The organism is Massilia horti, assembly GCF_004614195.1.
Lineage (GTDB): Bacteria > Pseudomonadota > Gammaproteobacteria > Burkholderiales > Burkholderiaceae_D > Telluria > Telluria horti.
This window is the reverse complement of record NZ_SPUM01000143.1, coordinates 17103-39901: the sequence shown is the minus strand read 5'-3', so window position 1 is coordinate 39901 and position 22799 is coordinate 17103. Positions and strand designations below refer to the sequence as shown.

Here is a 22799-nt window from a genome sequence, read left to right as displayed (position 1 = left end):
ACGTGACAGCCCGCGGCCAGTGCATGCTGGAGTGAACAAAGCTAGCGTTTAACCCGAACAGCGTCAAAGAACCAGCCTTCCCAAAAGATTACAAGCCGGTTCGGACTCTTGATAAATACCGTTGTACAGCTCAAGTCAACTGCAGTGACCGGGCTGGGAAGACCTAATTTTTCTGCCCTCGCATGAAATTGTTCGGGTAGATATATTTTGGGTTCCACACGCTCTGCTTCAAAGTCCGACGGGCCGCAAACACGGCTTCCAAATTTCACTGACTCTTTACGTATGGTGAATACCCGGCCGACCAGTTGCAGGGCCTCGTTTTCATCAAGCGAGGTTATGTGCGCTCCGTCCAGCGCGGCAGTGAGCTTCCAGTTGCCGCTCACCGCGCGCTCATACTTCCCATCAGCAGCGGTTGAAAATGTTGGCCAAAATGCTAAAGCCAGAGCGACGGCGACAGATAACGCGGTCGTGCATTGCCGCAAGGTCGGGCAGCGACGAAAGACCATGAGACTCTCCTATTCGCCAGCAGTTGTAGCAGGGCTGGCTACCCGAAATGGTGCGCTTTCTTCCGCCCGACGCGTGATTAGTCCAGGAGCGATGACATATTTTTTCCTGCCGCCTTCATGAATCTCGACTTTAATCATCTTTGAAATATTCGCGGCGGCGCCTGAAAAATCACCCTGATTTACGAAGTCGTACGTGTCCCGTGTGGCTTTTATTCCAGCATTGTAGGTGAGACTGCACAATGCGTCGAACTGCGCTTGATTAAGAGCCACTTTGGTCTTTCTCCGGACAATACGCTCCGCTTCTGCCACCCGCCGCTCAAATTCCAAGTTGACCGACTTGGTGCTGACTTTTTGTTTTAACTCGTCTTCTGAACAAATTCCCTTATGTGCGAGGAGGCCAGGGCCCCAGGTGCAATTTCCTTTATTTTTACCCATGTCGTTGTAATAACGATAGACCGCCCTTTCGGTGGCGCGCATGCGTCCTTTCGCCCCGGGACTCATCTTCATGGTTGCGTTAGAGGCATCGGACGTGAAAGGCGTAGCGTGATGATTATGGCCGGACATAAATGTCTCCGCATCAAGGTAGACGCTCAAGGTATCACCTTGAAATCACGCCTTTTTGATGCAGATTAGGCGGCCTAAGCCGTCTTTTCACGACATGTGCATGAACAGCTCCGGATGCCCGTCCGCATGCTCGCGCAGCAGGTTCCACACCGCCCTCACCCGCTGCAGCCGGTACAGGTCGGTCGGCGCGGCCAGCCAGTATGAGCGTTCGGCAGAAAAGTCATCGAGCACCCGCACCAGACGCGGTTCGTCGGCTACCGCATACGGCGGCGCCATCATCAGCCCCAGCCCGGAGGCGGTGGCCTCGACCTGCGCCATCATGCCCGAGCAGCACATGCGCCGCCGCGGCGTGAAGCCAAGCTCGTTCAGGTACGACAGCTCGCGGCTGGCCAGCCGGTCCTGCACATAGTCGACGAAGTGATGCCCTGCCAGATCGGCTATCGAACGGATCGGCGGATGCCTGGCCAGGTAGGCCGGCGACGCATACAGATAGAAGCGGAACGAGGCCAGCCGCGTGACCATGTAGCGCCCCGTGCTCGGCGGGTCGAGCATCACGCCCAGGTCGGCCTCGCGGTTGGCCAGATTGGCAAAGCTGGGCAGCGCCAGCAGGTCGATCGACAGGTCGGGATGGGTCTGCAGCATGCGCGCCAGCAGCGGCGCGACCACCTTCACACCGAACACTTCCGGCACCCCCAGCCGCACCACGCCCTGCGCCGCCACCTCGCCGCCGCCGACGTGTTCGGCCGCCGCCAGCGCCGCCCCTTCCATTGCCTCGGCGTGCGGCAGCAATGCTGCGCCCACTTCGGTCAACTCGTAGCCTTCGCGGCTGCGGTCGAACAGCGTGGTGCCGAGCTGGGTCTCGAGGCGGTCGATCCGGCGCGCCACCGTGGTGTGCTCGACTTCCAGCCGGCGCGAGGCGCCGGACAGGGTGCCGGCGCGCGCCAGTTCGAGGAAAAACCGCAGGTCAGTCCATTCGGGCAGGGTATTCATGGGTTGACTGTCTGATATCAGCAACAATATTGTGCACTAGTGCACATTCCTACCGCAATCATTTCACGGCAAACCTTGCGCATGCACAGAAGATAGGCACGGGCGTCACACTGCCAGCGGGTGGCTGCGGCCCATGGCCAGTGCATACATATGTGCATTTCTGCACAACTGGTGGGCGCAATGTTATCTATTCATCCAGACCCAACAGAGGCAAACTCTTCAAGGTGCGAAACCTGAACGCATGCTGCTTTCGATAATAGGAGACATAAAATGCGTCTTACCAAGAGGAAACTGAAGCTGCTGAATCGCTCCACCGTTGCGCTGCTGGCCCTGTCCGGCGGCACCATGGGGGTCGGCCATGCCCAGGAAGGCGCTGGTGCTCCACCCGCTGCCACCTCCGACCAGAACATCGAGAAGGTCGTCGTGACCGCGCGCCGCCGCGAAGAAACGCTGCAGGACGTTCCGGTATCCGTCACCGCCTTCACCGCCGACCAGTTGTCCAAGCAGGGCATTCCCGACGTCGTCGCCCTGACCACCACCCTGCCAAACACCACGCTCAAGGCGTCGCGCGCCACCAACTCGACCCTGACCGCGTTCATTCGCGGCGTCGGCCAGGCCGACCCGCTGGCCGGCTTCGAGTCCGGCGTGGGCATCTACATCGACGACATCTACCTGGCCCGCCCGCAAGGCGCCGTGGTGGACATCTACGACGTCGAGCGCATCGAAGTGCTGCGCGGCCCGCAAGGCACGCTGTACGGCCGCAACACGATCGGCGGCGCGGTCAAGTACGTGACCCGCAAGCTGGCGCCCAAGCTCGATGTGCGCCTCAAGGCCACCGCCGGCAACTACGGCCAGATCGACGGCGTGGCCACCGCCAGCACACCGGTCTCCGATACGGTCCGCATCGGCGGCACCATCGCCAAATTCACCCACGACGGCTACGGCAAGAACCTCACCACCGGCAAGGGCAACTACGACAAGGACGTGACCGCGGCCCGCGCCTCGGTCGAGATAACGCCGTCATCGGACCTGTTCATCCGCATCGCCGGCGACTATACACTGGACAATTCGTCGCCCAAGAACGGACATCGCCTGTACGCAGGAAAAACGAGCGGCACACCGGTGCTGAACAACGTGTACGACACGCAGGCCGAAATGGTGACGGCGCTGGGCCACAAGCAGGAAGTGCGTGCATACGGCACCTCGGCGCTGGTCGAATACACCATCAACCCCGAACTCTCGTTCAAGTCGATCACCGCGGCGCGCCGCGACAAGTCGTATGCGCCGATCGACTTCGATTCGCTGGCGGTGGTCGACATGGAAGTGCCGGCCCTGTACACCAACCGCCAGTTCAGCCAGGAGTTCCAGCTGACCTACACCGGCCCGCAAATACAGGGCGTGGCGGGCGTGTACTACATTGACGCGAACGCCTACAACAAGTTCGACACGATCCTCGCCAATCCGGTTGCCCTCGCCAACACCTCGACTTTCACCAGCGGCGACGTCAGCACCAAGGCCTGGGCCGCGTACTTCGACGGCAGCTACAACCTCACCAGCGAACTGTCGCTGTCGTTGGGGGGGCGCTACACGGTCGACAAGCGCGAGGCCGACATTTTTCGGCAGGTCTTCCTCGGCCTGGGCGGCTCGCCGGAGATGGGCAACCCGGGCGCAGTCCTGTACCAGATCCAGACCGACCTGCCCGGCCTTTCGCGGCGCGACAGCAAGTTTACCCCGCGTGTGGCGCTGAACTTCAAGGTCAACCCGGACCACAACGCGTACGCGTCCTACTCCGAAGGCTTCAAGGGCGGCGGCTTCGACCCGCGCACCAACGTCGTGGGTGCCAAGGTCTCCATCGCGACCGCGCGTCAAGGCTACAAGCCAGAAACCATCAAGACCTATGAAGCGGGCCTGAAGTCCGCGTTCAACGGCGGGCGCATCACCACCAACACCGCCCTGTTCTACAGTGACTACAAGGACGTGCAGATTCCAGGTTCGGTTGCGATCTCCACCAAGGGCGACGGCAACTTCGACAGCTTTGCAGGCTACACCACCAATGCCGGCAAGGCCAAGATCAAAGGCTTCGAATTCGAGTCGATCGCGCACGTTACCAACGACCTGACCCTGGCCGGCATGTACAGCTACATCGACGCCCAGTACAAGGAGTTTATGGCCGTACTCCCAGGCGCCAGCAGCATGAGCAACGTGGCCGACCAGCGCTATTTCCAGAACACGCCCAAGAACTCGGCCAACATCCGTGCCAACTACGACATCGGGATGCCCATGCTCGGCTATAACGGCAAGCTGTCGCTGATCGGCAGCTGGGCTTACAAGGCCAAGACCTACCAGTTCGAGTACGCGTCGGAGCTGGACCAGGACGCATACCACCTGTGGGACGCCAGCATCGTCTGGACCCGCGCCGATGGCAAAGTGCGCGCTGGCGTGCATGGCAAGAACCTGGGCGACGTTCACTACAAGACCGCTGGCTATTACTTCCCCACTCTGGGCAAAGAGGGTACGCTGACCGCGTTCTACGGCGCACCGCGCACCGTCCAGGCCACGGTCGAATACCGCTTCTGACCTGCTTGACTGCGTGTGGCCTCTCCCGGCCGGCGTCTTCGCGACGCCGGCCCGGGACCGTGCTGCCCTTCGAAACCGACTTGTGCAGGACTGCGAGCGTGTCCACCTACACACCCATCACCTATACCAGTACTGACGGCCTGACCCTGTACGCGCGCGACTACGCGGGGCAGGCCGGGCCGGCGCGGCTTCCCGTGATCTGCATCCACGGCCTGACGCGCAATTCGTCCGACTTCGACGAGCTCGCGCCGCTGCTTACAAACCTGTCGCGGCGGGTGCTGGCGCTCGATGTGCGCGGCCGCGGCCACTCCGAACGCGACCCGAATCCCGATAACTACACGCCGACGGTATATGCCGGCGACGTGGCCAAGCTGATGCAGGACCTGGGCATCGAACGCGCGATATTCATCGGCACCTCGATGGGTGGCCTGATCACGATGACCCTGGCGATGCGCCACCTCGACCGCATCGCCGGCGCGGTCCTGAACGACATCGGCCCGATCATTTCCGAAAAGGGCCTGGCGCGCATCGCCAGCTACACCGGCCAGTGCGCGGCGCTGTCCTCATGGCGCGAGGCGGCCGACTACGTCAAGGACATCAACCAGTGCGCCTTCCCCCACAACCCGCAAGCCGAGTGGGACAAGTGGGCGCGGCGCGCGTTCGACCAGATCGAGAACGGCAGCCTGGTCCCGCGCTACGACCCAAATATTGCCAACGCCTTGCAAACAGGTAAACTCAAGCCGACCTCGCTTGGGGCGCGAATGGCATTCCGGCGGCTGGCGCGCAAGCGCCCCGTGCTGCTGGTTCGTGGCGTCTTGTCCGACCTGCTCGAACCCGAACAGGCCGAATGGATGAAAAAGGCCGCGCCCGACCTGCAGTATGCCGAAGTGCCGAACGTCGGCCACGCGCCGATGCTCACCGAGCAAGAGGCCTGGGAGGCTATCCGCGCGTTTCTGGCGCAGCTCCCGTAACCACAGAAAGAACACAAGGAGACCACATGAAGCATCTCGTCAGCCCCCTGTCGGCCGCGATCGTGGCCGCACTCGCAGTCACCACCGCTTCCACCGCATATGCCGCCAGCCCCGAATACAAGATCGCCCTCATCGCGGGCAAGACCGGCGTGCTCGAGTCCTATGCCAAGGAAACCGAGACCGGCTTCATGATGGGCCTCGAATACCTCACCGGCGGCAAGATGGAAGTCAACGGCCGCAAGCTCAAGGTGATCGTCAAGGACGACCAGGGCAAGCCCGATCTTGGCCGCGCCCTGCTGGCCGAAGCCTACGGAGACGACAAGGCCGATATCGCGGTCGGCACCACCTCGTCCGGTTCGGCGCTGGCAATGCTGCCGGTGGCCCAGGAGTACAAGAAGGTGCTGATCGTCGAACCGGCGGCGGCCGACGCCATCACCGGCGAGAAGTGGAACCGCTACATATTCCGCACCGGCCGCAGCTCGATGCAGGACGCCCTTGCCGCCGCCAGCACACTCAAGGCCGGCAGCGTCGGCTTCCTGACCCAGGACTACTCCTTCGGCCGCGACGCCATCAAGGCCGCCAGGGAAGCGCTGGCCGCTACCGGCAGCAAGGCCCAGGTCATCCATGAGGAATACGCACCGGTCGCCACCGCCGACTTCACCGCTCCGAGCCAGCGCCTGTTCGATGCGCTCAAGGACAAGCCGCAGCCGCGCATCCTGCAGATCGTCTGGGCCGGCCCCAACCCCATGAACAAGATCGCCGACCTGAAGCCCGAGCGCTACGGCATCATCCTGTCCCCGGGCGGGAACATCCTGCCTGTCATGAAGACCTGGAAGAACTTCGCCGGCACCGAGGGCACGATCTATTACTACTACGGCTTCCCGAAGAACAAGATGAACGACTGGCTGGTGGCCGAGCACATAAAGCGCTTCAAGGCGCCGCCCGACATGTTCACCGCCGGCGGCATGGCGGCGGCGGGCGCCGTGATCGCGGCGCTGCAGAAGGCGCCGGGCGCCGAAACCGAAAAGCTGGTGGCGGCGATGGAAGGCATGAGCTTCGAGACGCCGAAAGGCACCATGGCCTTCCGCAAGGAGGACCACCAGGCGCTGCAGCCGATGTACCACTTCCGCATCAAGAAGGACCAGAAGGACGAGTGGGACCTGCTGGAACTGGTGCGCGAGATCCCGGCCAGCGATTTGCCGCTGCCAGTGCGGAACAAGCGCTGAAGATGACGGCCGCGCGCACGCCATCGCTGTCCACCCGCGACCTGACGATCCGCTTCGGCGGCCACGTCGCGGTGAACGGCGTCACGGCCGAGTTCTACCCCGGCACGCTGACCGTCATCGTCGGTCCCAACGGCGCCGGCAAGACCACCTACTTCAATCTGGTCTCGGGCCAGCTGCCGGCCAGCGCCGGCAGCGTGCACCTGGCCGGGGTCGACATCACGCGGCTTGGCCCGGCAAAGCGCACCCAGCTGGGCATCGGCCGCGCCTTCCAGCTCACCAACCTGTTCCCCAACCTGACAGTCATGGAGAACGTGCGCCTGGCGGTCCAGGGCCGCGCGCGTGCCGGCATGAAGATGTTCTCGGTCTGGTCGGATCACAAGGAACTCATCGCACGCGCCGAGCACTTCCTCGAGCGGGTCAACCTCGCTGGCAAGCGTGCTGCCTGGGTCGCCACCCTGTCGCACGGCGACCAGCGCAAGCTCGAAGTGGCGATCCTGCTCGCGCTCGAGCCGAGTGTGATGATGTTCGACGAGCCCACAGCCGGTATGAGCGTGGACGAGGTGCCGGTGGTGCTCGACCTGATCCACCAGGTCAAGCGCGACGCCAACAAGACCGTGCTGCTGGTCGAGCACAAGATGGACGTGGTGCGCGCGCTGGCCGACCGCATCATCGTGCTGCACAACGGGACGCTGGTCGCGGACGGCAAGCCCGCGGAGGTCATGCAATCGAAGATCGTACAGGAAGCCTACCTTGGAACACCCGAACCGGCCTGAACCCATCCTGACCCTGTCCGGGGTCCACACCCACATCGGCCAGTACCACATCCTGCAGGGCGTCGACCTGGCGGTGCCGCGCGGCGGCCTATCGGTCCTGCTGGGCCGTAACGGCGCCGGCAAGACCACCACGCTGCGCACCATCATGGGCTTGTGGCGCGCCAGCGGCGGCACGATCCGCTTCGACGGCCAGGACATCACCAGACTCGACACGCCCGACATCGCGCGCGCCGGCATCGCCTACGTCCCGGAAAGCATGGCCGTGTTCTCAAACCTGACGGTGCGCGAGAACCTGCTCCTTGCGGCCCGCGATGGCCTGTTGGAGCCCAGCCGCGTCGACTGGATCTGCGGCTTCTTCCCTGCCCTGAAGAAGTTCTGGAACTACCCGGCCGGGAACCTCTCCGGCGGCCAGAAGCAGATGGTCGCGATCGCGCGCGCGATCGTCGAGCCGAAAAAGCTGCTGCTGGTCGACGAACCGACCAAGGGCCTGGCGCCGGCCATCGTGCAAAGCCTGATGGCCGCGTTCCGCGAACTCAAGGACACCGACACCACGATCCTGCTGGTCGAACAGAACTTCAATTTCGTCCGGACCCTGGGCGACCTCGTGAACGTCATGGACGACGGGCGCGTGGTGCACGCAGGCCCGATGCGCACGCTTGCCGAAGACGACGCTCTGCAAACCCGCCTGCTCGGCCTGTCGCTCGACTCCCACCAATAGGACCAATCACCGTGAGCGCTACCCTACCCCTCGCCGCCCCCGACACGCCGCTTCCGGCCGCGCCGCGCGACATCGCGCCGCTGCTCCTGGCCCCCGCGCTGGCGCTGGCGATGCTGCCGCTGGTCGGCAGCTTCCCGACCTGGCTCACCCTGACCGTCGCCGGCCTGGCGATGGGCATGATGATCTTCCTGATGGCCAGCGGCCTGACGCTGGTGTTCGGCCTCATGAACGTGCTCAACTTCGGCCATGGCGCGTTCGTGTCGGTCGGCGCGTTTGCCGCGACCATGGTGCTGCTGCCGATGCGCGGCTGGCTCGAGGCCGATTCGCTCGCCGCCAATCTGGGCGTGCTCGCGCTCGCGGTGGCGGTTGCGATGGCGGTCACCGGGCTCTTGGGCTGGGCGTTCGAGCGGGTGATCATCATGCCGGTCTACGGCCAGCACCTCAAGCAGATCCTGGTCACGATGGGCGGCATGATCGTGTCCGAGCAGGTGATCAACGTGATCTGGGGCCCCGAGAAGATCGCGCTGCCGCTGCCCACCACCCTGCGCGGCGCCATCCTGATCGGCGACGCCGCGATTGAAAAATACCGGCTGCTCGCGGTGGCGGTCGGCCTGGTCGTGTTCGTGACCATGTTCCTGGTCCTGAACCGCACCAGGATCGGCCTCTTGATCCGCGCCGGCGTGGAGAACGGCGAGATGGTCGAAGCGCTCGGCTACCGCATCAACCGCCTGTTCGTGGCGGTGTTCGCCGCCGGCTCTGCGCTCGCCGGCCTGGGCGGCGTCATGTGGGGCTTGTACACGGAGACCCTGTCGGCCTCGATGGGCGCCGAAACCATCGTCATGGTCTTCATCGTCATCATCATCGGCGGGCTGGGTTCGGTGGGCGGCTGCTTTATCGGGGCAATCCTGATGGCGCTGGTGGCCAACTATGCCGGCTTCCTCGTGCCCAAGCTCGCGCTGGTGTCAAACATCGTGCTGATGATCGCCATCCTGTTGTGGCGCCCGGCCGGCATGTATTCCAAATCGGGGCACTGAACCATGCTGCACCGTCTTCTTTCCGCCGACCTGCCGCGCAGCCGGGCCTTGACCGGCCTGCTGCTCTTGACCCTGTTCGGCCTGGCGTTTGCGCCTTTCCTGACCAGTGGCGCGCGCCCGCTCAACACCGCGGCCACGATTTGCGTCTACATCGTGCTGGTCGCATCCTACGACCTGCTGCTCGGGTACACCGGCATCGTCTCGTTCGCGCACACGATGTTCTATGGGCTGGGCGCCTACGGCATCGGGCTTGGACTGGCCAGCGTCGACGAGCCGACCTGGGGCGCGGCCTTGACCGGGCTCGCGTGCGCATTGCTGCTGGCGCTCGCGCTCGCCTTCGTGGTTGGCCTGTTTGCGCTGCGCGTGCGGGCGATCTTCTACGCCATGATCACGCTGGCGGTGGCCGCCTCGTTCTCGGTACTCGCTTCGCAGCTGTCGGACTTCACCGGCGGCGAAGACGGCAAGACCTTCAGCGTGCCGGAACTGCTCTCGCCCGGCTATTCGCTGATGGAAGGCGACGTGTTCGGGCGGGCGATCGACGGCAAGCTGGTCACCTACTACATTGTGTTCGGCGGCTGCCTGCTGCTGTTCCTGTTCCTGCTGCGGGTGGTGAACTCGCCGTTCGGCCGGGTACTGCAGGCGATCCGCGAAAACGAATTCCGCGCCGAGGCGCTGGGCTATCGCACAGTGCTGTACCGGATTCTCGCCAACTGCCTGGCGGCGCTGGTCGCGGCGCTGGCGGGCGCGCTGATGGCGTTGTGGCTGCGCTACGTCGGTCCCAAGACCACACTCGGTTTCGAGCTGATGACCGACATCCTGCTGATCGTCGTCATCGGCGGCATGGGCACCATGTACGGCGCGGTGATCGGCGCGGCGCTGTTCATCCTGGCCCAGAACTACCTCAAGGAGCTGATGGCGCACGCCTCCTCCGCCGTCGAAGGCGTGCCGGTGCTGGCCGCGGCCCTGCATCCCGACCGCTGGATGCTGTGGCTTGGCGTGCTGTTCGTCCTCTCGGTTTACTTCTTCCCGATCGGCATCGTCGGCAAGCTGCGCCTGCGCAGCTTCCTCTCAAAACGGCGGTCTTAACGACGCTGCACGGTCGGCACCAGTCGCACCGCTTGCCGCACGTCGTAGGGTGCGCACCTGTGCGCACGCGGTCACAGTGTCCTGACTTGCGGCTGCCGCTCCACTGCGCTGCGGTCGCGAACCGCGTGCGCACGGGTGCGCACCCTACGCCTCGGTTCAGCCTCACCAGCTCGCGGCAATTCCTCGCGGCATTCCTCCCCCCTCTCCCTCCTTTCGCCAGATCGATAGTACTGCCACGCAATACTTTCCAGCGCATCTTGTTCCACTCGCCCTGAACCCATCCGTTCACCTAAAAAGTTATACGGACATCAATATTCATTACCTTTCATTCCATATTATTAAGAAAACAATGCCCTCGTTGTCAGCCAGCGCGAGCGGAACATCATTCTTCTGGCAAACCATGAAAGCGCAGACTTATGAAACTCCTTAAGACTAAGCAAGCGGCAGCCGCTTTCGCCCTGGCCGCACTCATGTCTGCGGCACACGCGGACGACCAGCAAGTCTTGAACGAAGGTTTCGACAACGTACCGGCCCTGAACGGCTGGACCCAGGTGAACCACAGCGTCCCTGCCGGCACCGGCTGGTTCCAGGGCGTGCCCGACGTCTTCGCGTCGCAGGCCGGCGCGCCCAATGCCTACATCGGCGCCAATTACCTCGGCGCGCTGAACGGCATGGGCAGTGTGGACAACTGGCTGATCACGCCCACCCTCGACCTGGGGGGCACCACCACGCTGTCGTTCTTCACCAGTCATGCCGGCGATCCAGGCTTCATGGACAAGCTTGAAGTGCGCTTCGCTCCCGGCACTGGCGGCGGCACCGATGATTTTTCGACCTTGCTGCTGACGATCGGCGCCGCCGACTACCCGACCGCCTGGCAGCAGTTCAGCGCGAGCGTGAACGTCGACGGTCCCGGGCGCTTCGCGTTCCGCTACCTGGGCGACGCCGCCAACCTGAATTTCATCGGTATCGATTCGGTCAGCGTGGTCACCGCGGTGCCTGAACCGTCGCTGTACCTGATGCTCACGTTCGGACTGGGCCTGCTCGCCACAGCGCGCCGCAAGTTCGCCCAATGATTGCCCCCTGGAGAGCCGCCATGAAAAACCGCCAATACAAACTGCTTGAGGCACTTCCGTTCATCGTCCTGTGCGTCGTCGCCCTGACCCACCTGCCACCGGCCTCCGCCGCCGACCAAAAAGGGATGGTGGTGACGCGCGATCCGCAGACCGGCCAATTGCGCGCGCCGACGCCGTCCGAGATGCAGGAGCTGAACGCGCAGGCGCGAACGCTGGCGGCGCCAGTGCAATCGGTGCCGGCGCAGCCGACGCTGGTCGCCCGCCCCGACGTGACACGCCAGGTGCGCCTGGGTGACGCGGGCCAGGTCTATTCGATCGTCACCCGCGACTCCGACGGCAAGCTCCTTAACCAGTGCGTGCAGGGCGAACGCGCCGCCAATGCCGTGCTCACCCAGGGAATCACCATCAGCAAAGAGGAGCAACGCCATGAAGACCGCTAAACCCTTCGGCCTCAGGCACGCTGCGGCCGCCATCGCCCTCTCGTGCTGCGCGCTGGGCGGCGCGCAGGCGGCGGTCACCATCACGATCGTCAACCTGAACGCCCCTGGCATCGGCTTTAACGACCCGACCCCGGCCACGCCGGTGGGGGGCAACACCGGCACCACGCTCGGCCAGCAGCGCCTGATCGCATTCCAGCACGCGGCCGACATCTGGGGCGCCACCCTGAACAGCACCGTGCCGATCCGCGTGGGCGCCTCGTTCGTGCCGCTTTCGTGCACCTCCAGCAGCGCCGTGCTGGGCGCGGCCGGCGCCTATGAAATCTTCTCGGATTTCCCGAATGCGCCGCGCGCCTCGACCTGGTACCCGAGCGCGCTGGCCGCCAAGCTGGCCGGGGCCGACCAGACCACGCCCGACCTGCCGCACATCGTTGCACGCTTCAACTCGCGGCTCGGCCTGTTCGCCGACTGCATGCCCGGCTCGGGCTTTTATCTCGGGCTGGACAACAATTTCGGCGACCAGATCGACCTGGTGACCGTGCTGCTGCACGAACTGGGCCACGGCCTGGGCTTCCAGACCTTCACCGACGGCGCGACCGGCGCCGAAATCATGGACACGCCGTCGATCTGGGACCACTACCTGACCGACAACCATAGCAACAAGACCTGGGCCGAGATGAGCGGCGCCGAACGCGTGGCCTCGGCGATCAGCGGCAACGCCCTGGCGTGGAACGGGCCGAAGGTGACGGCGGCCGTGCCGCAGGTGCTGTCGGCCGTCTCGAACCTGGCCGTGAGCGGCCCGTCCGCAGGCGAGGCCACCGGCAACTATGCAGTCGGCGATGCCTCGTTCGGCGCGCCGCTCACTAGCTCCGCCGTGACGGCCCAGTTGATGCCCGTGGTCGACCAGGCCGACGGCACCGGCCTTGCCTGCACCGCCCTGTCCGCGGCCAATGCGCTCGCCGTGCGCAATAACATCGCCCTGGTCGATCGCGGCACCTGCGCCTTCGTCGTCAAGGCCAAGATGGTGCAGGACGCCGGCGCGATCGGCATGGTGGTGGCGGACAACCAGCCGGGCGACGTGGCCGGCATGAGCGGCAGCGACCCCACCGTCGTAATTCCGTCGGTGCGCATAACCCAAATTGACGGAGGCAAGCTCAAGGCCACGCTGCAATCCCGCTCGCGCACCAGGTCCGGCGTACTGGCCAGCCTGGGGGTGGACCCGTCGCGGCTGGCCGGGGCCGACTCCCAGCACCGCATCCTGCTGTACACGCCGACCACCAACCAGCCCGGCTCCTCGGTGTCGCACTACAGCACCGACGCCAAGATCAACCAGTTGATGGAGCCGGCGATCAACACCGACCTGTCGCACGAGATCACGCCGCCGCGCGACCTGACCTTCCCGCTGCTGCAGGACATCGGCTGGTGACGTCGGCGGCGCAAACAAAAAGGGCGGGCCGCCCGCAGGCGCCCGCCCTTTTCTTCGAAACCGGAGCAAGGCTTACGCGCTTGCCTTCTTGTTGAAAGCCTCGACGCCGCTGACGATTTCGGCCTTCGCTTCGTCCGGGCCGCCCCAGCCTTCGACCTTGACCCACTTGCCCTTCTCCAGATCCTTGTAGTGCTCGAAGAAGTGCTGGATCTGCTGCAGGCGCAGGTCTTGCAGGTCTTCCGGCTTCTGCCAGTGGCTGTAGATCGGCAAAATCTTGTCGACCGGGACCGCCAGGACCTTGGCGTCGCCGCCGGCTTCGTCGGTCATCTTCAGCACGCCGATCGCGCGGCAGCGCACCACCACGCCCGGGAACAGCGGGAACGGAGTGATCACCAGCACGTCGCACGGGTCGCCGTCGGCCGACAGGGTGTTCGGGATGTAGCCGTAGTTGCACGGATAGTGCATCGCGGTGCCCATGAAGCGGTCGACGAAAATCGCGCCGGTATCCTTGTCCACTTCGTACTTGATCGGGTCCGCGTTCATCGGGATCTCGATGATCACGTTGAAGTCGTTCGGCACATCGCGGCCGGCGGGAACGTTGTTCAAACTCATGGGTATTTCCTTGGTTGCTGATTTTTCAATGGGGGTTGGTGATTATAGCGAATCGATTGCGGCTTGTGCGACGCAGCAAGCGATACTGTGTGGAAAGCGAGGGGGTTGGCAAGACGCGTTTTGTCCCCGCCGTCGTCCCCGCGCAGGCGGGGGCCCATAGACAGCGTGAAATGACGCTCAGCATGGGTTCCCGCCTCCGCGGGAACGACGGGCTATCTTTTAGTACGCCCCGTAATTTGCGTTACGGGATCACAACACCGTAGCCAGCGCGCATTGCCGGTAGTGCGCCGCCGCTTCCTCCTGCTGTCCCAGCGCCTCATGCATCTGCGCCAGCTTCAGGTGCGCGACGCGCACCTGCTGCGCATCGTCGGCGTCCGACAGCGCCTGCTCCAGGTAGCGCTGCGCCTTGCCCCACAATTTCTGCCTCAGGCACAGCGCACCAAGCGTGAGCGCCAGTTCGGCGTCGTTCGGGCGCTCCTTCAGCCACGCTTCGCAGCTCTCGATCTGCGCCAGCAGCGCAGGCGAACCCGCCGGCCCGGCCGCTTCGCGGTACGCGCGCACCACGCGCTCGTCCCACTCCGCCTTGAGCGCCTCCTCGGCGATCACGCGCGCCTCCTCATGCAGGCCGCGCGCATTGAAGGCGCTTGCCGCGCGCGCCGCGATGTAGGGCTTGGTACGGTCACTGGCCGGCACGCCGGCCCACACACGCCGGATCGATTCGGCGTCGTGCGCGCCTTCCGACAGCAGCGCCTCGTACGACATTTCGCGCAGTCGCGCCGACAGCGCGGGATGCAGCGCCTTGCGCTTGTCCAGCGTACGCACCAGGCGCAGCACCTCGGGCCAGTTGCGCGCCTGCTGGTTGGCCTTCATCGACCACTGCAGCGCATGGATGTGCCGCTGGCCGCTGGCGTTCAGTTCCGCCACCGCCTCCAGCGCCGCTTCCGGCTGGTGATCGTCCACCAGCAGCTCGGTCATCGTCATCAGCCGCGCGGTCTTGAGCGCGTTGTCGTGCACCGTCCCCGCCAGCCAGGAATCGCGCCGTGCCGGTTCGCGCATCCGGTGCGCCGCGCGCGCGCCGATCAGCGCCGCCAGGCCCGCGTTCTCGGGCAGTTCGGCGGCGCGCATCGCGGCCTTTTCGGCGTGGCCGAAACGGCCTTCGAACAGCGCCTTGAGCGCGTCGCGCAGGCCCTTGTTGCCCTCGCGCTCGCGCTTGCGCTGGCGGTACGCGGCCACCCGTTCGGGCATGCGCAAGGTCGAGCGCACCACGCGCACCAGGTAGTACAGCACCAGGAACAGCAGCGCGGCCAGCACCACGAACAGGTTGAGCGACATGTCGATCCGGTGCGGCGGATAGAACAGCACCACGTTGCCGGGATTGAAGCGCGCGGTCACGGCAATGCCGATGGCCGCTGCCATCAGGGCGACTAACCAGAGAAGTAAACGCATGGCTTTAGGGCTTCGATTTGTAGTTGCGCACGGCGTTCAGGCTGTCGGACAGATCGGGCACGTCGATCGCCACGTTGTTGGCCTGTACCTGGCGCAGCGCCGCCTGCACCGCCTGGGTCGGACGTGCACGGGTGTCGAAATACTTGAGCAGCGTGTCCTGCGCATTGTTCAGGTCTTCGCGGAACGCGCCTTCGTTGCGGGACAGGAGCGCCAGCCGCGCGTTCAACAGGCGCAGCTTCAGGTTCTCGCGCAGGAAGTACGACTGGTTGGGCGAGAGCATCAGCGCTTCCGGCGTGTCGACCGAGCGCACGCGGATCAGCTGGCGGATGTCGTCCCACATCTCGCTGCTCCAGTTGCGCCAGGTGGCGGCCACGCGCGCGCCCAGCGTCTGCGGTTCAAGTGCCGCCTGCGGGCCGGGCGCCTGCTTGCGGGCCGGCGCGGCCGGCAGCGCCGGCTTCTCGTCCGACAGCAGCGGCAGCGCATCGATCTGCGCGATCACGCTGTCCAGGCGCAGCGCCACGCCCGCCAGGTCCACCGCCGGCAGCGCCTTGAGCCGTTCGATATCCTTGGCGATCGCGCGCCGGATCGTGATGAACTGCGACTTGTCCGAGCGCGACAGCGAGCGGTCGGCGTTCTGCAGCGCGATCAGCGCGCCCTGCACGTTCCCGGCCAGCTGCAACTGCTGGCTGGCGGTCGAGAGCACCTGGTCGATCTCGGCCAGCATCCATTCGTCGCGGTTCTTCGACAAGTCACGGTACATCTGCTCGAGCGCCAGCTGCTGGCTCTGGGCCTCGGTCTGGCGCGTTTCCAGCACCCCGACCTTGACCTGCAGCTCCTTGGACTGTTCGGACGCCTCGCGCGCCAGGGCGGAAGTATCGGCCGCAAGCGTGCTGTTCTTCTGCAGGCTCTTGGCCATGTCGGCACGCAGGCTGTTGATGCGGGTGTGGGTCGACCACGTCTGGGCCGCGAGCAGCAGCGCCAGTACGGTGACGGCCATCGGCAGCGGACGCTGGAGCGAAGCGAGCAAGCCCTCGCGCGGCGCACCGGCGCTCTTGTTCGCCTGAAAATCAGGCGCAGCCTCGACGATGGTCTGTTCTGGGATATTCGGCAGTTCGTTCATTCTCGTGATTGTAACGCGGCAAGCAGCCGCTCGTCGCCGGAGCCCGTCAGCGTGACTCGGTTGATGCCAAGCGCGCGCGCGGTGTCGGCGATTCGTGCATGGGGCACAATCAGGTGCTGCTGTTGCATCTTTGCTACAGCCTTGTCGGCATCCATCTGGCGCAGCAGGTCAAGCAAGCCGCGCAATGCTTCCGAACTAGTGATTATCCAGTCGTTTTGCTGCTCCAGCAAGCCAGCCAGGGAAGCTTTCATCTCAGGCGTGAGCTGCGGAACGCTGCGCCGGTAGGCGGCCACGGTCTCGACCAGCACTCCGGCTGCGCGCAGGCTGTCCGCCATCAGCTCGCGTCCACTTTCGCCGCGCACGATCAGCACCCGCCGTCCCGCGAGGCTTGACAGGTCCAGCGACTCGAGCAAGTGCTCCGAATCGCTGTGCGCGGGGTCCGCCGGGCTGACAATGTCGGTGTCAATGATTCCGTGCCGCGCCAGCGCCGCGCGGCTGCCCGTCCCCACCACCGCCAGCGTCACCCCAGACGGCCAGCGCTGGATGTGGGCGAACGCGGCGTCGACCGCATTGGGCGACACGAACGCGACCATCGCATAGCCGTCCAACCCGGCCAGCACCTGCATCAGCTGCGACTGGTCGGCCAGCGGCTCAATCTCCAGCAGCGGCAGCACCACCGCAGTGCGCCCGGCAGCCGCGACCATGCGGGCCAGCTCCTCGGCCTGGGCGCGTGGGCGGGTGATGACAACCGTATCAGGCATCGGTCGCGGCGTCCTGGCGACAGGCGGCCAGGATGTCGTTCGCGTCCTGCTGCTGCAGCAGTTGCGCGACCTGCCCGCCCAGCTCCTCGGGCGCGCTCGCAGGCCCTGACGCCTGGGCGTGCGCGCTGCGCGATCCGTCCGGCGTGGCGACCATCGCGCGCAGGGTCAGCGTGTCGCCGGAAAGCAGGGCGTACGCGGCAAGCGGCACCTGGCAGCTGCCGCCAAACACCTTGGACACCTTGCGCTCGGCCGCCACCGCCTGCGCGGTCGGCACGTGGTTCAGCGGCGCCAGCAGCGCAGCCAGGTCGACACCGTCGCCGCGCGGACCGCTGACGATCTCGATCGCCATCGCGCCCTGCCCGGCGGCCGGCAGGCTCTGCTCCGGCTCGAGCAGCGCCCGGATGCGCTGCGGCAGGCCGAGGCGCTTCAGGCCCGCGGCGGCCAGGATGATCGCCGCGTAGTCGCCGCGATCGAGCTTGGCCAGGCGCGTGTCCAGGTTGCCGCGCAGCGGCTTGATCACCAGGTGCGGATAGCGCGACGCGACCAGCGCCTGGCGGCGCAGGCTGCTGGTGCCGACCACGCTGCCCGCCGGCAGTTCGTCCAGGCTGGCGTAATCGTTCGATACGAACGCGTCGCGCGGGTCCTCGCGCTCGAGCACGGCGGCCAGCGCAAAGCCTTCCGGCAGCTCCATCGGCACGTCCTTGAGCGAATGCACGGCCAGGTCGGCGTGGCCTTCCGCCATGGCCACTTCGAGCTCCTTGACGAACAGGCCCTTGCCGCCTACCTTCGACAGCGTACGATCGAGGATCTGGTCCCCGCGTGTTGTCATTCCGAGAATCTCGATGCTGCACTGCGGATATAATGCGGCGAGGCGGTCGCGCACATGTTCGGCTTGCCACATGGCGAGCCGGCTCTCGCGCGAAGCGATCACCAGCTTCGAAGGCAGATGCGTCGTCGTGTCAGTTGATTTCAAAACGGATTCTTTCACTGTCGTTAGCCAGCCCGGCCGATGCCAGTGCCTGGCGCTTGCATAAGATCACAAATTTTAGCATGCGTCCCCCCGCAGACCGCGGCGCCAGCGCCGCCGTGCCAACAACCTCTTTTGATAAGTGGTCGAAATGGACAAACCTGCTGCACCTGAGATTCCCACTGCCGGCGCCGACAAGGACGCCCCTTTGAGAGAAGACATCCGCCTGCTCGGCTACCTGCTGGGCGACGTGCTGCGCGAGAACGAAGGCGAAGCCGTGTTCGACGTGGTCGAGACGATCCGCCAGACCGCGGTGCGGTTCCGGCGCGAAGCCGACCCCAAGGCCGGGGAAGAGCTGACCGCGCTGCTGCACAAGCTCACCCGCGACCAGACCATTTCGGTGGTGCGCGCCTTCTCTTATTTTTCGCACCTGGTCAACATCGCCGAAGACCAGCACCACACGCGGCGCCGCCGCGCCCACCTGCTCGCCGGATCGGGGCCGCAGCAAGGCAGCGTCGGCTACGCGTTCGAGCGTCTCAAAGAGGCCGGCATCGACGCCGGCAGCGTCGAGCGCTTCCTGCGGCACGCGCTGATCTCGCCGGTGCTCACCGCGCACCCGACCGAGGTCCAACGCAAGAGCATCCTCGACGCCGAGCACGACATCGCGCGCCTGCTGGCCGAGCGCGACCTGCCGCTCACGCCCAAGGAAAAGGTGCACAACCTCGAGCTGTTGCACGCGCGCGTGGCCACGCTGTGGCAGACCCGCATGCTGCGCTACACCAGGCTGACCGTGGCCGACGAAATCGAGAACGCCCTTTCCTACTACCGCACCACCTTCCTGCGCGAACTGCCGGCGCTGTATGAGGACGTCGAGGACGACATCGGCTACCACTACGGCGCGCGCCCGGCGCACCTGGCGGACGCGACGTACATGCAGATGGGCAGCTGGATCGGCGGCGACCGCGACGGCAACCCCAACGTCAACGCCGACACCATGCAGCACGCCCTGGTGCGCCAGGCCACCACCATCCTCGACTTCTACCTCGAAGAAGTGCACGAGCTCGGGGCCGAACTGTCGCTCTCGACCCTGCTGGTGGACGCCAGTCCCCAGCTGATGGCGTTGGCCGATGCCTCGCCGGACACCTCGGAACACCGCGCCGACGAGCCTTACCGCCGGGCGCTGGTCGGCATCTACGCGCGCCTGGCCGCCAGCGCGCGCCAGCTGGGCGCGGCGCACGTGCTGCGCAAGGAAGTCGGCCACGCCGAAGCGTACAAGGACGCCGCCGGCTTCGTCGCCGACCTGCAGGTGCTGGCCGATTCGCTGGCCGAACACCACGGCGCCGCGCTGATCCGGCCGCGCCTGGCCGGCCTGATGCGCGCCGCCCGCATCTTCGGCTTTCACCTCGCCTCGCTCGACATGCGCCAGAGCTCGGACGTGCACGAGCGCGTGCTGGCCGAGCTGTTCGAGCGCGCCGCGGTCGAAGCCGACTACGCGGCCCTGCCGGAGGACGGCAAGATCGCGCTGCTGCTGGCCGAACTGGCCCAGCCGCGCCTGCTGTACTCGCCGTACGAAACGTATTCGGACCAGACCAAGTCGGAACTGATGATCCTGCGCGTGGCGCGCGAAATCCGCGAGCGCTACGGCAAGCGCGCGATCCGCAACTACATCATCTCGCACACCGAGAGCGTATCCGACCTGCTCGAAGTGATGGTGCTGCAAAAGGAGACTGGCCTGATGCGCCTGGCGCAGGGCGTGGCCGAGGTGATGGTGATCCCGCTGTTCGAGACCATCCCCGACCTGCAGCGCGCGGCGGCGATCATGGAACAATGGATGGCGCTGCCGCCGGTCGCACGGGTGATCGAGCTCCAGGGCAGGCTGCAGGAAGTCATGCTCGGCTACTCGGACTCGAACAAGGACGGCGGCTTCCTGACCTCCAACTGGGAGCTGTACCAGGCCGAACTCAGGGTGGTGGAAGTGTTCGAGCGCGCCCGGGTCAAGCTGCGCCTGTTCCACGGCCGCGGCGGCACCGTCGGCCGCGGCGGCGGCCCGAGCTACCAGGCGATCCTGGCGCAGCCGCCCGGCACCGTCAACGGCCAGATCCGCCTTACCGAACAGGGCGAAATCATCGCCTCCAAGTTCTCCAACCCGGACATCGGCCGCCGCAACCTCGAACTGCTGGTCGCCGCGACGCTGGAAGCGAGCCTGATGCCGCAAGCGGCAAACGGCATAGAGGCCGAACGCCTGGCCGGGTTCGAAGCCGTCATGGCCGAACTGTCCACCCGCGCCTACCACGCCTACCGCGACCTGGTGTACGACACGCCGGGCTTTACCGACTACTTCTTCGCCTCGACGCCGATCGCCGAGATCGCGGAGCTGAACATCGGTTCGCGCCCTGCGTCGCGCAAGGCCTCGCGCCGGATCGAAGACCTGCGCGCGATCCCCTGGGGCTTTTCGTGGGGCCAGTGCCGCCTGCTGCTGCCGGGCTGGTACGGCTTCGGCTCGGCGGTGTCGGGCTGGCTGGAGGAAGGCCCGCACGGCGAGCGCCTCGCCACGCTGCAGCACATGCTGCGCGACTGGCCGTTCTTCGCCACCCTATTGTCGAACATGGACATGGTGCTGGCCAAGACCGACCTTGGCATCGCCTCGCGCTACGCGAGCATGGTGCCGGACGTCGAACTGCGCGAGCGGATTTTCAAGCGCATCGCGGCCGAACATGCCGAGACGATCCGCTGCCTGGAGGCGATCACCGGCACCACCGAGCGCCTCGCCGGCAACCGGTTACTGGCACGCTCGATCCAGAACCGCTTCGCCTACCTCGACCCGCTGAATCACCTGCAGGTCGAGCTGATTCAACGGCACCGCACCCTGTCGCGCGAGCCGGACAAAGTCGACCCGCGCGTCCACCGCGGCATCCACCTGTCGATCAACGGCGTCGCGGCCGGGCTGCGCAACACCGGCTGACCCACGCTGTACGATTGGGCCGCGTCCGCGTGCGCACGGGGTGCGCACCCTACGGCCCTACCGGCTTCGGCCGTCGTAGGGTGCGCACCTGTGCGCACGCTGTACGGTTGCGCAGAGTTTGCTCATCTATTTGCCAACCGTATTCGCCCCCGCCCCGGGCGCCAGCCGTAGCGCATCGACCGTCCCCACCAATCCCACCACGGCGATCACGACAAACGCCAACCGAAACGCGACGGCCGGCTGCTCCAACCCCGCCGCACCCTGCACCCAATGCCCGAACCGCACCCCGAACGCCCCTACCGCGATGCCAAGCCCCGCAGCCACCTGGAACACGGTGCTGGACAAGGTATTGGCCGCCGCCAACCGGTCCTTCGGCACATCCGCGAATGCGATCGTGTTATAGGCGCTGAACTGCATCGAGCGGCTCAACCCGCCGACGAACAGCACCAGTGCGATCATCCACACCGGCGTGGTTGGCGACAGCATCGCGCAGGCGAGCATCGTCCCCGCATTGAGCACGCCGTTGACCAGCAATATCCGCTTAAAGCCAAACCGGCGCAGCAAATGGGTGGTGCGCAGCTTCATCAAGAGGTTACCCGCGAAGACCGCGAGCAGCAGCAGCCCGGAACGAAAGGCATCGAGCCCGAAACCAACCTGGAACATCAGCGGCAGCAGAAACGGCACCGCCCCGATCGACATGCGCGCCAGCGATCCCCCAAAGATCGTCACCGCGAAGGTGCGATTCCTGAGCGCCTCCAGATCGAACAGCGGACTGGCCGCTCGCCGAAGGTGCCATGCGGCGAGCGCCAGCAGCGCGACGCCGGCCACAAGGTAAGGCGCCGCATGCGCGAAGAGCGTATCCGGCCGCGTCATCACCTCGGCGGACCAGCTCAGGGACCACAACGAGGACCCGACCAGAACAAAACCAGGCAAGTCGAAAGGCCGCGACCGTCCCGGGGACCCGGCCGGCAGGATGCGCCACGCCAGCCAGATTGCGGCCAGGCCGAACGGAAGGTTGAGGTAGAAGATCCAGCGCCACGACAGGTAACTAGCCAGAAAGCCGCCGACCGGCGGCCCCAGTACCGGCGCCACCAGCGCCGGCCACGTGAGCGTCGCTATCGCTTCCGCCAGCTTGTGCTTGGGCGTGTGATTGAGTATCACCAATCGGCCGACCGGTACCATCATCGCGCCGCCGATCCCTTGCAACACCCGCAGTAACGCAAATTCGCTCAAGCCCTGCGCCATCCCGCACAGGAGCGACGCCAGCGTGAACAACGCCAGCGCCGCGGTGAACACGCGGCGCGGACCGAAGCGTTCGGCGATCCAGCCGCTGATCGGGATGAACACGCCAAGCGTCAAGAGGTAGGCGCTCACGCCCACGTTCAGGTCCAGCGGTGCCACACCGAACGAGCGCGCCATATCCGGTACGGCCGTGGTGATGACGGTGCCGTCCAGGTTTTCCATGAAGTATGCGGCCGCCACCAGGGGCGTCATCCATCGGGACGGAGTTGGGTCGGATTGTTCGGGGCTTTCCATGCTCGGGGGTACTG

At 65.5% G+C, this 22799-nt stretch carries 20 protein-coding genes; 11 read left to right on the top strand and 9 right to left on the bottom strand.

Features of this window, described 5'->3' with window-relative positions; all coding sequences use genetic code 11:
• Positions 1–41 precede the first annotated feature (41 nt).
• Genes E4O92_RS22450 through E4O92_RS22440 form a run of 3 tightly spaced genes read right to left on the bottom strand, consistent with a single transcriptional unit; the run spans position 42 to position 2060 of the window.
• Positions 42–506, bottom strand: a complete 465-nt coding sequence (locus tag E4O92_RS22450; RefSeq protein ID WP_135191869.1) for a hypothetical protein — start codon at positions 504–506, stop codon at positions 42–44.
• Positions 507–515: 9 nt separating this feature from the next.
• Entirely contained in the window at positions 516–1100 is a 585-nt protein-coding gene (locus E4O92_RS22445; RefSeq protein WP_229483662.1) for a glycoside hydrolase family protein, read from the bottom strand.
• A gap of 57 nt (positions 1101–1157) precedes the next feature.
• Positions 1158–2060 carry a LysR family transcriptional regulator gene (locus E4O92_RS22440; RefSeq protein ID WP_135191868.1) on the bottom strand — a complete coding sequence of 301 codons (903 nt, stop codon included), beginning with the start codon at positions 2058–2060 and terminating at the stop codon, positions 1158–1160.
• Positions 2061–2330: 270 nt separating this feature from the next.
• Here E4O92_RS22440 and E4O92_RS22435 point away from each other — a divergent pair, with 270 nt between their 5' ends.
• The 10 genes from E4O92_RS22435 to E4O92_RS22390 all read left to right on the top strand — a co-directional run bounded on the left by E4O92_RS22435 (position 2331) and on the right by E4O92_RS22390 (position 13381).
• Complete coding sequence (locus tag E4O92_RS22435) at positions 2331–4637, top strand: TonB-dependent receptor (protein ID WP_135191867.1); 2307 nt, start codon at positions 2331–2333, stop codon at positions 4635–4637.
• A 98-nt stretch (positions 4638–4735) separates the two neighbouring features.
• Positions 4736–5608: an alpha/beta fold hydrolase gene (locus E4O92_RS22430; protein WP_135191866.1), complete on the top strand. Its 873-nt coding sequence runs from the start codon at positions 4736–4738 to the stop codon at positions 5606–5608.
• A 26-nt stretch (positions 5609–5634) separates the two neighbouring features.
• A complete protein-coding gene (locus E4O92_RS22425; protein WP_135191865.1) occupies positions 5635–6834 on the top strand; it encodes a substrate-binding domain-containing protein in 1200 nt (399 codons plus the stop codon).
• 2 nt (positions 6835–6836) lie between these two features.
• Positions 6837–7607: an ABC transporter ATP-binding protein gene (locus E4O92_RS22420; protein ID WP_135191864.1), complete on the top strand. Its 771-nt coding sequence runs from the start codon at positions 6837–6839 to the stop codon at positions 7605–7607.
• Entirely contained in the window at positions 7585–8325 is a 741-nt protein-coding gene (locus tag E4O92_RS22415) for an ABC transporter ATP-binding protein (RefSeq protein WP_135191863.1), read from the top strand. The genes E4O92_RS22420 and E4O92_RS22415 overlap by 23 nt, the downstream gene beginning before the upstream one ends.
• Before the next feature lie 5 nt (positions 8326–8330).
• On the top strand, positions 8331–9359 hold the full coding sequence (locus E4O92_RS22410) for a branched-chain amino acid ABC transporter permease (RefSeq protein WP_135191880.1): 1029 nt from the start codon (positions 8331–8333) through the stop codon (positions 9357–9359).
• Between the two features lie 3 nt (positions 9360–9362).
• Positions 9363–10445, top strand: a complete 1083-nt coding sequence (locus E4O92_RS22405) for a branched-chain amino acid ABC transporter permease (RefSeq protein ID WP_206076924.1) — start codon at positions 9363–9365, stop codon at positions 10443–10445.
• A 416-nt stretch (positions 10446–10861) separates the two neighbouring features.
• Positions 10862–11518, top strand: a complete 657-nt coding sequence (locus E4O92_RS22400; protein WP_229483660.1) for a choice-of-anchor J family PEP-CTERM protein — start codon at positions 10862–10864, stop codon at positions 11516–11518.
• Positions 11519–11538: 20 nt separating this feature from the next.
• Positions 11539–11958, top strand: a complete 420-nt coding sequence (locus E4O92_RS22395; protein ID WP_135191861.1) for a post-PEP-CTERM-1 domain-containing protein — start codon at positions 11539–11541, stop codon at positions 11956–11958.
• The gene (locus tag E4O92_RS22390; RefSeq protein ID WP_135191860.1) at positions 11945–13381 is read left to right on the top strand and encodes a PA domain-containing protein; all 1437 of its coding nucleotides are present in this window, start codon (positions 11945–11947) and stop codon (positions 13379–13381) included. The genes E4O92_RS22395 and E4O92_RS22390 overlap by 14 nt, the downstream gene beginning before the upstream one ends.
• A gap of 72 nt (positions 13382–13453) precedes the next feature.
• On the opposite strand, the gene ppa is transcribed toward E4O92_RS22390, so the two are convergent.
• The 5 genes from ppa to hemC form a co-directional block, all read right to left on the bottom strand.
• Positions 13454–13993 carry an inorganic diphosphatase gene (gene ppa, locus E4O92_RS22385; RefSeq protein ID WP_135191859.1) on the bottom strand — a complete coding sequence of 180 codons (540 nt, stop codon included), beginning with the start codon at positions 13991–13993 and terminating at the stop codon, positions 13454–13456.
• A 249-nt stretch (positions 13994–14242) separates the two neighbouring features.
• Positions 14243–15439 (bottom strand): heme biosynthesis protein HemY, encoded by a 1197-nt coding sequence (locus E4O92_RS22380; RefSeq protein ID WP_135191858.1) that lies wholly within the window; start codon positions 15437–15439, stop codon positions 14243–14245.
• Between the two features lie 4 nt (positions 15440–15443).
• Positions 15444–16559, bottom strand: a complete 1116-nt coding sequence (locus tag E4O92_RS22375; protein WP_135191857.1) for a uroporphyrinogen-III C-methyltransferase — start codon at positions 16557–16559, stop codon at positions 15444–15446.
• Positions 16556–17320: a uroporphyrinogen-III synthase gene (locus E4O92_RS22370; RefSeq protein WP_135191856.1), complete on the bottom strand. Its 765-nt coding sequence runs from the start codon at positions 17318–17320 to the stop codon at positions 16556–16558. The genes E4O92_RS22375 and E4O92_RS22370 overlap by 4 nt, the downstream gene beginning before the upstream one ends.
• The gene (hemC, locus tag E4O92_RS22365) at positions 17313–18293 is read right to left on the bottom strand and encodes a hydroxymethylbilane synthase (protein ID WP_267873796.1); all 981 of its coding nucleotides are present in this window, start codon (positions 18291–18293) and stop codon (positions 17313–17315) included. Before hemC ends, E4O92_RS22370 begins: the two co-directional genes overlap by 8 nt.
• 145 nt (positions 18294–18438) lie before the next feature.
• On the opposite strand from hemC, the gene ppc reads away from it, so the two are divergent.
• On the top strand, positions 18439–21249 hold the full coding sequence (gene ppc / locus E4O92_RS22360) for a phosphoenolpyruvate carboxylase (RefSeq protein ID WP_135191855.1): 2811 nt from the start codon (positions 18439–18441) through the stop codon (positions 21247–21249).
• A gap of 126 nt (positions 21250–21375) precedes the next feature.
• Here ppc and E4O92_RS22355 read toward each other — a convergent pair whose 3' ends face one another.
• On the bottom strand, positions 21376–22743 hold the full coding sequence (locus tag E4O92_RS22355; protein WP_267873797.1) for an MFS transporter: 1368 nt from the start codon (positions 22741–22743) through the stop codon (positions 21376–21378).
• Between the last annotated feature and the right edge of the window lie 56 nt (positions 22744–22799).